Annotated in this window: 17 protein-coding genes; 1 reads left to right on the forward strand and 16 read right to left on the reverse strand. The window is 30.5% G+C overall.

All coding sequences use genetic code 11. From position 1 onward, the window contains the following. Positions 1-25: 25 nt before the first annotated feature. Both M2139_RS02600 and M2139_RS02605 read right to left on the reverse strand, forming a co-directional pair. Complete coding sequence (locus M2139_RS02600; protein WP_280737380.1) at positions 26-3,058, reverse strand: type 2 lanthipeptide synthetase LanM family protein; 3,033 nt, start codon at positions 3,056-3,058, stop codon at positions 26-28. Positions 3,059-3,198: 140 nt separating this feature from the next. After that, the gene (locus tag M2139_RS02605; RefSeq protein ID WP_280737381.1) at positions 3,199-3,438 is read right to left on the reverse strand and encodes a plantaricin C family lantibiotic; all 240 of its coding nucleotides are present in this window, start codon (positions 3,436-3,438) and stop codon (positions 3,199-3,201) included. A gap of 105 nt (positions 3,439-3,543) precedes the next feature. Between M2139_RS02605 and M2139_RS02610 the strand changes: the two genes are divergently transcribed. Next, positions 3,544-4,425 carry a hypothetical protein gene (locus tag M2139_RS02610; protein WP_280737382.1) on the forward strand — a complete coding sequence of 294 codons (882 nt, stop codon included), beginning with the start codon at positions 3,544-3,546 and terminating at the stop codon, positions 4,423-4,425. A 231-nt stretch (positions 4,426-4,656) separates the two neighbouring features. On the opposite strand, the gene M2139_RS02615 is transcribed toward M2139_RS02610, so the two are convergent. The 14 genes from M2139_RS02615 to M2139_RS02680 all read right to left on the reverse strand — a co-directional run bounded on the left by M2139_RS02615 (position 4,657) and on the right by M2139_RS02680 (position 13,388). Further along, positions 4,657-5,187: a transposase family protein gene (locus M2139_RS02615; protein ID WP_280737383.1), complete on the reverse strand. Its 531-nt coding sequence runs from the start codon at positions 5,185-5,187 to the stop codon at positions 4,657-4,659. Between the two features lie 160 nt (positions 5,188-5,347). Continuing rightward, positions 5,348-6,268, reverse strand: coding sequence for a hypothetical protein (locus M2139_RS02620; RefSeq protein ID WP_280737384.1), 921 nt, complete (start codon positions 6,266-6,268; stop codon positions 5,348-5,350). An 82-nt stretch (positions 6,269-6,350) separates the two neighbouring features. Further along, positions 6,351-7,529, reverse strand: coding sequence for a replication initiation factor domain-containing protein (locus M2139_RS02625; RefSeq protein ID WP_280737385.1), 1,179 nt, complete (start codon positions 7,527-7,529; stop codon positions 6,351-6,353). A gap of 367 nt (positions 7,530-7,896) precedes the next feature. Next, the gene (locus M2139_RS02630; protein ID WP_280737386.1) at positions 7,897-9,336 is read right to left on the reverse strand and encodes a cell division protein FtsK; all 1,440 of its coding nucleotides are present in this window, start codon (positions 9,334-9,336) and stop codon (positions 7,897-7,899) included. 33 nt (positions 9,337-9,369) lie between these two features. Then, entirely contained in the window at positions 9,370-9,855 is a 486-nt protein-coding gene (locus M2139_RS02635; RefSeq protein ID WP_280737387.1) for an antirestriction protein ArdA, read from the reverse strand. A 38-nt stretch (positions 9,856-9,893) separates the two neighbouring features. After that, positions 9,894-10,214: a HepT-like ribonuclease domain-containing protein gene (locus tag M2139_RS02640; RefSeq protein ID WP_280737493.1), complete on the reverse strand. Its 321-nt coding sequence runs from the start codon at positions 10,212-10,214 to the stop codon at positions 9,894-9,896. 19 nt (positions 10,215-10,233) lie between these two features. Beyond that, positions 10,234-10,560, reverse strand: a complete 327-nt coding sequence (locus tag M2139_RS02645; RefSeq protein ID WP_280737388.1) for a nucleotidyltransferase domain-containing protein — start codon at positions 10,558-10,560, stop codon at positions 10,234-10,236. Positions 10,561-10,608: 48 nt separating this feature from the next. Further along, positions 10,609-10,995, reverse strand: a complete 387-nt coding sequence (locus M2139_RS02650) for a DUF961 family protein (protein ID WP_280737389.1) — start codon at positions 10,993-10,995, stop codon at positions 10,609-10,611. Further along, positions 10,995-11,324 (reverse strand): hypothetical protein, encoded by a 330-nt coding sequence (locus tag M2139_RS02655; RefSeq protein ID WP_280737390.1) that lies wholly within the window; start codon positions 11,322-11,324, stop codon positions 10,995-10,997. The genes M2139_RS02650 and M2139_RS02655 overlap by 1 nt, the downstream gene beginning before the upstream one ends. A gap of 799 nt (positions 11,325-12,123) precedes the next feature. Then, positions 12,124-12,411, reverse strand: a complete 288-nt coding sequence (locus M2139_RS02660) for a hypothetical protein (RefSeq protein ID WP_280737392.1) — start codon at positions 12,409-12,411, stop codon at positions 12,124-12,126. A gap of 13 nt (positions 12,412-12,424) precedes the next feature. Further along, on the reverse strand, positions 12,425-12,625 hold the full coding sequence (locus tag M2139_RS02665) for a hypothetical protein (RefSeq protein WP_280737393.1): 201 nt from the start codon (positions 12,623-12,625) through the stop codon (positions 12,425-12,427). Positions 12,626-12,636: 11 nt separating this feature from the next. Then, positions 12,637-12,804, reverse strand: a complete 168-nt coding sequence (locus M2139_RS02670; protein ID WP_280737394.1) for a hypothetical protein — start codon at positions 12,802-12,804, stop codon at positions 12,637-12,639. Positions 12,805-12,840: 36 nt separating this feature from the next. Then, positions 12,841-13,122, reverse strand: a complete 282-nt coding sequence (locus M2139_RS02675; protein WP_280737395.1) for a DNA-binding protein — start codon at positions 13,120-13,122, stop codon at positions 12,841-12,843. Positions 13,123-13,172: 50 nt separating this feature from the next. After that, entirely contained in the window at positions 13,173-13,388 is a 216-nt protein-coding gene (locus tag M2139_RS02680) for an XRE family transcriptional regulator (protein WP_280737396.1), read from the reverse strand. Between the last annotated feature and the right edge of the window lie 91 nt (positions 13,389-13,479).

The following is a 13,479-nucleotide window of genomic DNA, read 5'->3' on the forward strand; positions in this document are numbered from 1 at the left end:
TTTTCCGGGAACCATTAACCCAAGCTTATTCACTTATTAGTATATTAGGCATATCAACATTGGATTCTCGTAAAAGCGTATATCCAATGCCAGAAAGTCCTGTCATTATTCCTAAAGTTTCTGTCCCTCTATTTTCTAAAGATTTCCACTTAGAATTTGATAATGTATCATTGAAAATATTTACAAATGTGTTATTACATTTTTGAATTAGTACAGTATCATTTTTATATTTTGAATACTTTCTAATGATTTCTAATAACCCTAAATCACCATGACATAGAGTCAAATTAAAACCAAATCCCTTCTCTACAGTAGTATGAAATGCTATCTCAATTTCATCATCAATTTCCATATCTGTGTATCCAAATTCTTTTAAAAGTAATCTACTCAATAATATTCCTCCAGATCCATTACACCATCCATAGGATAATGTATCTTTGGCAATAGATGTATACCAATTTTTAGCACTATCGCTATATAAATTACGCTCATACTTCAACGCATAGTTAATATAAACTAGACATTCTTCTTTTTTAGTTAAGTAATATATCTTAGCTATAGCAACACAGATTCCTGCGTTACCATGCGCGAATCCTGTAGAAATATCTCCTACAGAACTTTTCCAGTATACTTCTTCTTTTTCTAAGTCTATAACAGCATTCTTTTTTAAATGTTCCCAACATTTTCTTAGAACTTTTAAAATATATTTCTTTAATACTGTATCTTTAGTATCACGATATATACTATAAAAAACGTTTATAGCCCCAGCCACTCCACTAATTACATCGAAGTTTGTATCATAATCAATATTTACTTCTATACATTTCATATACTTGAAAATATAATCACTATACTCTTCTTTTTCTAGAATCTTTTTCATTTTATATATAGAATATAGATTACCGGATAATCCATTAAAACCACCTATTAAGTTACCTTCTAAATCTTCCACTGTCTTCATTTCACTAATAACAGAGTTAATAGAATCCTCAGCCCAAGCCAGCATTTTCTTATTTTTAGTTATTTTTCCTAGATTTCCAAGAAACAAAGAAATTCCAGAATTTCCTAAATAGAAATCTCTTCCGACAGGAACTATTTCATGAATAACTTGATTCTTTTTTTCAAGAATTGTACTGATCCAAGTTCTTTCATAGCAACTCTCATTTTTTAAACATATACTTTTTTCCATTAAATACTTTCCTATGTCAATGGCTGTGTTTAAACAAGTCTCCAACTTAATTGTTTCTGCATTTTCACTCCTATCATTATCGAATTTAATAAATGTAAAATCTTTTTCAGGGCTATATTTCTTTCCAAAAAAAGAAATATTTAGAAACTCTAGTTGTCTTTCCATATCAATAGAGGAAAATCCTAATATCTTCTTTATAGTGTTATCTAAAGGAGATTCTAAGAAAAAGTTTTTTATCTCTCCTTTTGATGTAATCAAGTCTTTACTATCGGTATTCACAGTAAAATAAGGAACATCTCCCAATAATAAATCCTTGTATTCAGCCTGTACTACATTTCTCTGATCTATATCAGATCCTATTGCTATTCTCTTTAAAATTATATTTCTAGAAAATTCATCTTGAAAAAAATCTGGATGTAAGCTAGTTCTATACAGCTGAGTATAAACTGAAGTATTTCTATATAAAAATCTAACAGGTACATTCAAAAAATTTTTTCTTATGTGTTTTATAAATGTTTCTCTATTATCAATGATCCATTTATACATTGTTTCAAATCCAGCTATAATTTCCTCGAGAAAATCTTTAGCATACTCTATTTTTTGTCCCATTCTTGGTAAATTTTTCTCTATTTCTAAACTACTATCCACTCTTTCTAGTTTAAATTTAGATTTTGTATTTTCTAATTTATAACTCAAAAAAGGACTTTCTTGTTTAGAGTCTGCACCTAGGGCACTTATATCAACAAATTGATTCCCATTACCAATCATTCTCGGAACCAATCCAGTCCCATATATTGAGTCAGAAATAATTTCAGCTGCATGTGTATGTACATCTTTTTTTTGCTCTTTTCTGTATACTATAGAACTAGAAGAAAATAGGGTCTCTAAATCTATAAAAACAGGATATTCCCCCTCAGCAATAATGTTTTCATGATGTAAGTCCTTACCATTTAAACTGTGAATTAAAGCCATTAGACTTCCAAATCTATAATAATACTTTCTAATTTGTCCAAGTGAACTACAATCCAAGTCATTTACATATTCACTCCAACCATAAAATCCTTTATTTATAATTGTAATCTCTCTTTGCTTTTCAATATTTAATGGAATTGTTTCATTAATCCATGAGATTAACCCGTAAAATTTTTCATCAATCATTAAACTATGTGGTTTATAAACAATTTTTTTCCCATTTTCAAATGAAATTATTGCAACATTTTTACCGCCATTATGAGTGTCTCCATGATTTAGAGAAATATTAATGATATTCCCTAGTGCCCTTCCTTCATTGAAAGCAAGAGTAAGCTCACAATAATCTTTACTAGTATGGTCTATTATTTCCTCAAAATAGCTCAAAAAAAGATTAATTCTAAGTTGGATAAATTTGACCAATGGTTGATATAACTTATATACATCTAATAAATATTTTTCATTTGTTTTCATTTCATTGGCTGCAAATTCTTGTAACGTGATATCATTTCGTTTTTCTTGAAATTCTTCATCAAGCAAATTAGTTTCTAAGATTAGTACTCTGTATGATAAGCTCCATATAAATTCACACAAATTAATTAGAAACTCAACTTTATATTTTTCATTAAATTGTATTATTTTTGATGAAAAAATACGGTCTATTCTCATCTGATTAGAATTCAAAAAAGGAAGGAAAAAAGAAAGGTATGGTATGTTTTTATCTAATAAAAACTTTGCTATTTCAGATCCGTAGTCAACCTCAAAATTACTTTCTAAATTTTCTTCCGCAATACCTTTCCTCGCTTCTTCATCAAAAAAATTTTGAAGTATCATTTCTAATTCTTCAGTATTACATTCTGGAAATAATGATTTCCAATAAAAAAAAATATCCTGCTCCATAATATTGCCACCTACTTTAAACTATATTTTATAAACAAACTCTAGTTTAGAAATAAATTCATTAGCCTATATTCTTATCGGTAAACACTTTAACAAGAAATTTGGTAAAAATAACCAAATTTCTTGTTATCTAAACTAAATTACCATAACTGACATGCGGCACTACACTCTTTTGTTACAGAACAGAAGTAACCTTGATTTCCCCACTTCTTACTAAAATAAATTCCACATAGTGAATTAGTAAGATCTAGTGTCCCACCTGCATTTTGATTCATATTTTGGTCAGTAATCTCTTCTAAAATAACACCTGCCGAAATATCATCTTTTAAATTTTTTTTAAATCTAATTACAGGATTTCTTTCATATTTTTTTGTATTCATCAGCATTTCCTCCTTTCTTTATATATTAAAAGTCCACTCGTACCATTTTTTTCAATCATATGATATAATTTAGTAAATTATAATCAAAGAAAGGAAAATACAAATTTGGAATACGGTGAAACTATTTCGAAAATTCAAACAGAGAAAAACATTCCTGTAAAAGATTTATGTCACGATTTTATGTCTAAATCTACATATTCTAGATTTGTTAATGGAGAATCAGATACTACTACCACAGTCTTTTTTCATCTATTAGAACAATTACATATCAGTTCTAAAGAGTTCTTTTTTATCAAAAATGACTATTCTTTAGATAATCAAGAAAGTTATCTTTTAGAAATTAGTAGTTCTAGTTCAAATCGTGATACTTCCACGCTCTATCGCCTAAAAAAAGAATGTGACTTACAATCAAAAAGAAAAAATGATACTTTTCATCACTTAAGTGCAATCTGTTTTCTGCATATTTGCAGAATAAAAAATAAAAAATATGATGTTGTTTGTCAAAATGATATAAAAAACTATCTCTTAGGCGTAGCTTCATGGTCTCGTTACGAAATAGTGCTCTTTAACAGTGTTATGTTTATCTTTGATTTAGACTTTATCGAGAAAATTCTTCCAAGATTACTAAGAAATGTTTCAAAATACAAAAAAATCATTGACTTTACCAGTGATAACTTCGGTATTTTATTAAACATCTATACTCTATATTTGATGCAGAAAAAACTGGATAAAGCGCTTTATATTTTAAAAAAAATAAAATCTCTCGATATTCCCGAACTTTTTGTTAGAGAACGTTTATATCTAAACTTTTTAAAAGGAATAAACCAATTATTACTATATGAAGACTCTTCTGGATTTATAAAAATAACAGACACTCTTAATACTTGTAACTTTTTAAACTTAACCTCCCAAAAGTCAATGCTAGTTTCTTTTTATAACACAATCTCTACAGTTTACAAATTACCTAATTTGAATAATGCTTTCTGACTACTAGATGAAAAAAATGAACCACCACATATCTATCCCTCCTAACTACAACTATTAACTTCGTAGTTAGAGTACCAAACAAGCGGGCAGCAGCAGTAATTTGTATCTGAATAAAAACAGTGTTGCACATTTGCAACAAATTGCCCTATTTTTTTAATATATGCTTTTAAATTGTTACTGCTAAGTAGAAAACAGTAATTAACCTAAATTCTCTATTATTCTTAAATCACATTACAAAATAGACCTTTCAACTGTATTATATTGGCTATTTGTCAAGTGGCGCTGGTGAGGAAAATCCAATAGAATAATTTTATTTTTGCAGTCAAATAGCTTTAGTTGCATGACTGAAACATGTTTTAAATGAGAAATGAACCCCATCATTAACGGTTCCGTTAATCTCTCAGCTATTGATAACTTTACACGATTAGAAATCCAACAATGTCGGTCTGTAATAGTATCTTCCGCAAGGAATGTCTGCCCGCAAGACTTACAAAAGAAACGTTGTTTCTTCAACTCTAAATAAGTTTTGAACTCAGCCATATCATTTAAAAGATAGTGAACCTTTTTAAATCCCCATTTAATAATAGAAGATTCATTTTCTGTACCACAGCATAAACAATGTTGTAGTTGATAAGAGAGGGTTCTTTTATAAACAGAACAAATATTCCTTTTGATTTTTCTTCTTTCAAAATACTCCTCAGAAAAAGTTGAATTTATATCTAGAATATCTAGCTGTTCTTTGGTAATATCAGAATGAGACATCTTGAATCCCTCCTTTGGTTTTTTTCGCAAATTAATTCTAAAGGATTTCAAGATGTCTTGTCTATTTTTGAAACAAAAAAATAGGTGTTAATGACTTTTTCGTCACCAACACCAGCTATTATAGAGCCTTAAAGTAGAAAAGGTACCAACAAAAACTCATTTAAAAATCTTCGTTAGTACCTTTTTCATTTTCATCAAAATACCGAAGTGTGTAGGTTAATATTCCCATTGTGTTACACAAACTAACAAGTTTAAGAAAATCTTCCATGCTATATTTTGACGGATTAATTCTTCCATGTTGAACAAAATTTCTATTAAACACTGCTGGTTCTTCAAAACTTATACTCCGAAAATATTCTTTTAAGACACTTAACGCATTTTTTTGAATTAATAATAAAGTTTCTTTACTTTCCTCTAGCAACTTCTTTCTTTCTTCTATCAAAGCTTTTACTTCTTTTACATTTGTATATTTACTATTATCTAAACTTCTATAGTTTTGATAAGTACATAACATATCTAAAAAAGAAAATAACATAGGAATGAGAACAGAAAAATTAGTCATATCTATTTTCAATATTTTTATAGCTTTTTTTATTTCTTCATTGTACCCTGGCGGCAAATTCACCTCTAATTCTTCTAATAACTCAAATAAGCGAAAATAATCATTTTCAGTTAAAAAATCAATAAAAAATTGATTTAAATCTTCATCTTCATTTTTAGGAATTTCAACAGATTCTCCATAGAAAATAGCATTTGCTGGTGGTACCCAACCTATTTCAATACACCGATCATAAAATTTGTTTAATTTAGGAAAACGCTCTTTCCTTTGTTCTTTTGCAACTTCTAATGTTTTAAGAATTTTCACCATACCTTCAATTCTCTGTCGTAATATAAAATCTTTTTTTTCCTCTAAAGTCAGATTATCAATACCTTCTACACCATACAAGTAAGCGTCAACAAAATCAGGATCGTTAAATTTTTCTTCTAACATATCTTGTTTTTCCTCAAAACTAAGATTGTCAAATTCTTCTAATATATCTTGTTTTTCCTTAAAAACAAGATCGTTAAATTCTTCTAACATAAACATGAACAACAAAAAACAACTAAATTCCACAAATCAAAATTCCATCTTTTACTCATATCAACCTCTCTATTAACATTAATTACATCAATACACCAGTTTTCCTCACATAATCATCAACTTGAGCAATTTCCAATTGGATTAATTTCTCATCTTTTTTTGACAACTCAGTTTTTTCTAAAATATCTTGTAAGCGAGTAGTTCCGGTTGCTTCATCTACAACTTCCACCACTTTTAAACTACTTGCAGCTTGTGTCTGTAAGTATGCAAGTTTTTTATAAAACGTTGGTTTTTCCGGTTCCATACGAATATGAATTTTTTCTGCACTACGGGTTAATTCAGTCCATTCTTTCCAAATCCTTTCATTGCCATCTTTATCATAATCAAGCATGGTTAGCTGATTAGTAATTATTCCAAGAATTAATTCCGAAAACTCTAAATGTTTCATGAATAAATCAAGGAAGCCTTGAGCTTTTCCATCTCTCATACGAATTTCATAACGATTCTTTACATCTGATTCATCAGTTTCACGCCCTTCACGTTTTTCAATTTCTAAATTCTTTTTATAAAAGTTAAAATAGATCAAGCTTTTATTACTACCTAGATATATGCTATAGCCAATCTGTTTTCCTTCAGTTAATTCAATTTCATGAATTACCCGCATTGTACGAAAACGTGTTTTATATTGCCCTAGCAGAATTTTGGCAGCTAATTGATCCAAAGAAAATATTTCTTGATAATCATCAACTGCAACGTCAATTCTTGTAGGAGAGCCTTTGGCTTCACCACAACGCTTCAAAAAATCTTTCCAAGATTCTTGCCTAGCTTCCAAAACTGTTTCATAATTGCGGCAACCTTCACCTGACATCTGAATCAATGTACCACGTTCATCACCATCACCTGAAGCAAATACCCATATAGCACCTAGTTTGTAAACTTCTCTATAACCATACATACGATTATCTTCATCATAAAAAAATTCAAATTCCATACACAATACATTTTCAACAATATCTTGAACATCATGACTAGGGAACCTAATACGAATATAGTCAAATTTAACTTCTAAAATTTCATTTGTTTCAAAATTAGAATAGTAACGAATCAACTTCTCTTTTAATTCTTCCGTAGGCTCCCGCTTTCCTGTTTCATACATTGCTAGAGAAGATCGGCTAATATTCATCACTTCAGCAACCGCTTGTTGATTCAAACCACGCTCCAATCGCAATTCTTTTAATTCTTCACAATTTAATGCTTCCACCTCCAAGATTTAGGTGTGACATTACATTTTTACCTTTTGTCACACATCTAGTCGTTAGAAAGCTTGATATTACAGTGTTTCAGTTGTTAAGCCTTCGGCAATTTCTTGTTTTTACCCCCCTACTAGAAAATGGGGGTTTCAGGGGCATGGCGGCTATCGCCGCCACACCCCCTACTTTGCCCGTTGCTTGCCCAAACGCACATAGTTGTAACCTTGCAGAACCAAAGGCAAGGTGGCTTCGCTTCCAGCACGCCACTCGTCGACCTAGTCGCCGACCTTCTCTCTTACAAGGAACAACTTATGGCTAGGACAGAACAGCACCAAGCAAAGTATTTCTTATTGACGCAATATCCCTATTACTATTCAACTAAATAACAGGTTCCTTTTCCATTTCCTTCAGCAATTCTTGTTTTTCACTAACAGTCAAATTCATATCGTCCAAATTAAAGCTAACTTGCGATTTAAACTTACTAAATTCTTGATAAAAATTAAATCCTTCAGGAACAAAAGGCGAAAAGAACTCTTGAGCTAAATTACCACCTTCAGCAATATAGCCATGCCCTTTTATCTTTTTAGCTTTAAAATTTTTATTTTTATTTACATCACCAAAAATCATCTCTAAACCAGTCGACGACAAAATACCTACAGACATTCTAAACATGAAGTTATCACGCAATGCAGTTGGGATATAAGTCCCATCAGGACGTTGCATAGCTAGAATAATAAAAATTCCAGCTTGTCTAGCTTTCAAGATTAGTTGTGTCAAATAGGCATTAGCTTCACGTACTAATTTATAGCCATCTTCCATACTTTCTATTTCTGTCATAAAAGAAGCCCACTCATCAATGACTATGAATTTAGGCGGCAACCCGTAATATGAATAGTTTCTACCCATTTTAAATTTAGGGGAATCTTTCATATATTTGTATCGTTTTATCATATCGTCTGTAGCTCTTCTTAAACAGCCTAATATAGCCTTACCAGTGAACACTTTACCTTCAAACACTGTTAAAGTATTTAATGCCATTAAATCTGAATTTTTGGGATCGCAAATTTCAATTTCAGCAACAGGTAACAAAGCCAACATCAAAGACATCATTGTATATGTTTTACCGCCACCAGTACCACCACCGATTAAAAGGTGAGGTTGATCGTTAAAATACCAATAGACATTTCTCATTAGCAATACTTTTTCACCAGTTGCTTTCATCTCAGTTACATCAATCCTAGAACCTTCTACATTAGATAATAAGCGATATTCCACAAAACCTTTATGATTAAGTACACCCATATTATCCGCTAGAAACATATATTCAAAGAAATTCCCCATCTTCATAAACTTATCCTGATGGCGACTACCGTCCATTGGCAAAAAAATAGATACAAAGTTTTTACTATTGCGATAGTAAATTCTAGGATATATCTTCTTTTCACTAACAGTAGTTTTCTTGTTAGACGTTTTTTTCACTTTTTTAACTTTATAAAAACGATTATCTTCAATCATATTCGCTAAAGCTTGTCGTTCTCTAACACGATTAAAAAAGCCATTGCGAACATATGACGTTCTAGTTGTTAAGAAAACTATTAAATAGCCCCCCATCAAGCAAACTAGAATTGGCAAACATTTTACAACAGCTGGAAACCATTCATTTGTATCAAAGCTTTGCAAATATGGATACAAGATTTTATAGCTATAAATTACGCAAGCAACAAAAAAAGGAATCATCATTCCAAACTGATAAATTCCATAAATATGATTATGCAGTTTTCTAATCCGTATACCTCTGTATACAAAGAATTTTTTCAATGTACACCTCCTACTTGCAAACGACTTGTTGTATTATTTTAAAAATACACCACCATCTACAAATACCACCATAGCATTAATACCATAATCACGACCGATTGCGGCATAATCTATATAAACCTTCAATTCACTAGGAATTGTATATGCACCTAATTCCTCACAAACATAATGCCCTAAATCTTCATTGCTTTCTATACTAGCAGCAAAATTAATTGAATTCCAATCATCAACTAATTTTTCATAACTTTCAAAGAAGTTTTCTACTAATACCTTTGCATTTTTTTGAATATAATCAGGCAATGCTTGAAACTCACTTACAAAAGAATTTAAGTTCTCTATGCTATCTGTTTCTTTAATAGGAAACGGGCTTTCATAGTCTGTAATAATACATTCTTCAAGAACACCATCTATTCCAATCTTAGCAACTAATTCACTATGAGGAACAGGCAGTTCAAACCATTGTCCTTTCTTATTTGAATAACCACCAGATAAATTTTCTACATAAACTTTTACGTCCAAAACTTTACACCAGCTTTCTAATATTTATTTTTCTTAGATCAATCAACAACAGTTAACAAATAACTACAATACTCTGCTAATTGATTAACTTCTTTATGAATTAATGACCAGATATACTCATCATCAAATTGAAAATAGGCGTGTGCAAACTCATGTCGAGCCCTCACAAGCCTTTGCCAATTAAAATTGGAATATTTTTCTTTCAGTTCATCTGAAAGTTTGCTATTAATTACTTCGCCTATTGTTAATAAGCCCATAGAAACTGAATTTCGATAATCATATTCTTTTTGGAAAATTTCATAATCATCACCATATTTATGAATAGTACCTTTAATTTCTTCAGTATAGCCTATTAACATATGCAAAAAGTATTTATCCTTATTCTCCCGTATAAATCAACACCCTTTCTTTTAGTATGTTATCTCTCATCATCTTTCTTTGCACTTGCATTGTTTGACTTTCCATCATATGTGTATTAATAACATCAACGAATTTACCAAGAGCCTTTTCAAGCTCTTCTCTAAAATCAGCCGCTATGAATAGGTCTACTAGTTTTGAATCAGTGCGATCTATCAAAAAATCAACATCACTTTCTTCAGTTGCTTCACCTCTTGCTACAGAACCAAATAAATAAGCTTCTTTAATTTCATATTTCCGCAAAATAGGTTCACTTTTTTTAGCAATCTGTTCTATAGTTAAAATCATTATCTAAACCTCACTTCTAGTTTTTCCTATTATAACATCAAACTAATCTTATTTTTGTTTTTCCCTTGGTGCAGCAGCTTCAGCAGCTTTTCCACCAACTTTTCTAATTGATTTTGCATTTACTTTAATATCTGAATCAGCATAATTACTATATGAATCTTCACCAATCATTGCCCACCCTTTAAACTCTACATCATCAATTTCTACTTTATCACCAAACTTAAATTGATCCACATCAACAGTTGGTGGTAAATCAATTCTAATTACAGATTCTTGTACATCACTTGAAACCTCTACACGTTTTTCAATAATTTCACCAGTTGCTTCACCATCAGCAAAGCCCATTCTATGTTCCCCTACTGAAATGAAAGTAAGGTTTCCTAAAGTTTCTTTTGCTAAACAAGGAATAATATTCTTATCAAATTTAATTTCCATTATTTATCTCCTCCAACTACACTAATTTTATTTGCAACTGCTGTATATTCAACTTTTGCACGTTTCTTTCCATTTACTTCATATACATTACTTCGTGGTAATAAAACAAGTTCTTCAATTTCTACTTGGGCACCAAAACGAATACCTTTCATTGCGTTTTCAGTCGGGATCATTACTTCAACCCGTCCTAAATTTGCAGTGGCAATTTCAAAAATTTCACTTTCCGGAATCCGTTGTCTACCTACTGTTTTTGAAACAGTTCGTACGTGTTTTTGCATTAGCGAAAAACCTAAAAATTCTTTAGGCATAATAAGTTTTGTTACTGGCATTTTTTCTACCTCTTTCTTCTTTTTATTTTTTTATTAAAATAAGCGACTAGTAAATTCCTAATCGCTCATTTCTAAGATTCTGTTTTCTTCAAAGCAGCCATAAGCTACTATTTTTTCATTTAAAAACGATCCGCTGTAAATTTCATTTACCAATCTAATATTCAAATTACTTTATGGTTTTATATAAACCCTCTCTAATTAGATTCAATAACTTCATTAGCAGCAAACCATTTTAGTTACTAGTAAGTTTATAATTCAACTAAATGATTATTTCTCACCTCTAAAATAAGATTTCATTTTTTTCATTCCTTCATAATTAACATGATTTATTGCTATAAAATAATAAAGTCTTGGCAAATTATCATTCATAAAGGAATATAGACCTTTGTCAATCAAACACCCGTTTTACTTATTACTAAGACAAAACGTTCCATCTAGTGTTATCAACAGCCGCTCTGTCAAAACAGTAACCACTGATTACGATTTTATAGATCGGGTTCGTAACCGACCAAAGAATAGAAATATACTCAATTTTTCCTGTTTAAGTTTGAGTTATTTCATTAAATCCCTTATACTAAAAGTGTCTAGTTTTTGGCAAAGGGAAGCTTTCTCTTTGTATGAGAATCAATAGTAAACTTGGTTTATAACCTCTTCCTCAAGAGTAAGTCTACCAACTTAACTATTGGTTCTTTTTCAATTTTCAAAGGACGATTCAAAGCAATGTCTTTTGAAAACTTGCTTTAATACAACATCTAAGTTTTTTTATTAGCTGCTCTATAAAAGCAAGTTTCTCTGACGATTAAACATAAATTTCTATTTTTTCAAAATCTATTTCATTTTCAACAATTCTAACCTTACCAACAAAAGTAAATCCTATTTTTCTAGGTGTCATTTTAAGAATCATTCCATCAAATAGTTTTCCTTCTCTTCGATATTTTTGTAGTTTGTTAGTTAACTTAATTACAGCTTCAAAATGTAAATACCGTAATTCAGCAGCAATCTCTACATCTGCTAAATCATAATGTTCTTTATACCATTCACTAAGTAACATTCTATTTGGTAATATTTTTTCTTTTACTTTTTCCATATTTCACCTCATTTTAGTAACCTTCTTGTTCTAATTCTTGCATTTTAAAATTTACTACATTGTGAAACATTTTATGCCAATTATCCATTTTCCAACATTCATAATCATGTTCAAGATAGCCATATTGAGCTTCTTGTCTACCGTATATAGCTTCTAATGCTTTAGCTAACAATTCACTATTTCTTCTTGTTGCCCGGTATTTTTTAAATTCCATTGATCTACCTCTTAAATTTCAATCACTAATTTTTTCATTGATTTTCGATTAACACACACAACTTGATTTCCAACGTGTCGTTCAATCAACCAATTATTCGGGTTCAAATTTGCACGCCCTACTTGTTGTTCAGCAATTAATTCTTTCATTTTTCTTGTTGGCTTTTTCAGTTTTTTCATTAAATCACCTTTCCTCTACATGCTGGCGACATATAATTAGTATTTTGTTGAATTAATATATTTTTTTATGTCATCACGATCAAATCGAACTTCCTTATTGCCAAAAGCTCCAACTGAAAATAATCCGTCATTCATCCATTGATTAATACGTTCATCTCCAACACGGAAAGTTTTCATTATTTCTTTCTTATTCGGATATGGTGGCAATTCACTAATCAACAATTGTTTATCAATTCTATTCATGATTACTTGAACAATTGTGTCTGCTACTTCATCAATAAAATCATCTGGCAAAACTATTGGTGTATTTAATTGCATTTATTGACCTCCCAACTTACTTTTATTAAATGAAACCTTCCAAATCGCGTTTATGCGACTATCCCACTAAAAAAAATTTCAATGGCTTCATCATTTGATAACGGGATTTCTAGAACCATTTGCTGAACTTCTTCAATTGAAAAATCCCCACCATTTTTCATTTTCCTATAAAAGGTACTCCGACTAATTCCAATTGCATTAGCAACTGCTTCCTGGGTTGTTCCTCGTTCTACAATCAGTCCTTTCAATTTTAGACTGTTTATCATTATCCCAACTCCTTCCTGTCGCATTTATGCGATTCAATAAACAAAGTATATTCTTTGTTTTTTTATAAGTCAACAAAAAAGTTGCGTTTGT

The organism is Enterococcus sp. PF1-24 (genome assembly GCF_029893325.1).
Classification (GTDB): Bacteria; Bacillota; Bacilli; order Lactobacillales; family Enterococcaceae; genus HY326.

Coding starts and splice junctions, on each gene's coding strand:
- M2139_RS02600 (WP_280737380.1), bottom strand. CDS start 3,058: ATGGAGCAGGATATTTTTTTTTATTGGAAATCATTATTTCCAGAATGT.
- M2139_RS02605 (WP_280737381.1), bottom strand. CDS start 3,438: ATGAATACAAAAAAATATGAAAGAAATCCTGTAATTAGATTTAAAAAA.
- M2139_RS02615 (WP_280737383.1), bottom strand. CDS start 5,187: ATGTCTCATTCTGATATTACCAAAGAACAGCTAGATATTCTAGATATA.
- M2139_RS02620 (WP_280737384.1), bottom strand. CDS start 6,268: ATGTTAGAAGAATTTAACGATCTTGTTTTTAAGGAAAAACAAGATATA.
- M2139_RS02640 (WP_280737493.1), bottom strand. CDS start 10,214: ATGTTAATAGGCTATACTGAAGAAATTAAAGGTACTATTCATAAATAT.
- M2139_RS02645 (WP_280737388.1), bottom strand. CDS start 10,560: ATGATTTTAACTATAGAACAGATTGCTAAAAAAAGTGAACCTATTTTG.
- M2139_RS02650 (WP_280737389.1), bottom strand. CDS start 10,995: ATGGAAATTAAATTTGATAAGAATATTATTCCTTGTTTAGCAAAAGAA.
- M2139_RS02655 (WP_280737390.1), bottom strand. CDS start 11,324: ATGCCAGTAACAAAACTTATTATGCCTAAAGAATTTTTAGGTTTTTCG.
- M2139_RS02660 (WP_280737392.1), bottom strand. CDS start 12,411: ATGGAAAAAGTAAAAGAAAAAATATTACCAAATAGAATGTTACTTAGT.
- M2139_RS02665 (WP_280737393.1), bottom strand. CDS start 12,625: ATGGAATTTAAAAAATACCGGGCAACAAGAAGAAATAGTGAATTGTTA.
- M2139_RS02670 (WP_280737394.1), bottom strand. CDS start 12,804: ATGAAAAAACTGAAAAAGCCAACAAGAAAAATGAAAGAATTAATTGCT.
- M2139_RS02675 (WP_280737395.1), bottom strand. CDS start 13,122: ATGCAATTAAATACACCAATAGTTTTGCCAGATGATTTTATTGATGAA.
- M2139_RS02680 (WP_280737396.1), bottom strand. CDS start 13,388: ATGATAAACAGTCTAAAATTGAAAGGACTGATTGTAGAACGAGGAACA.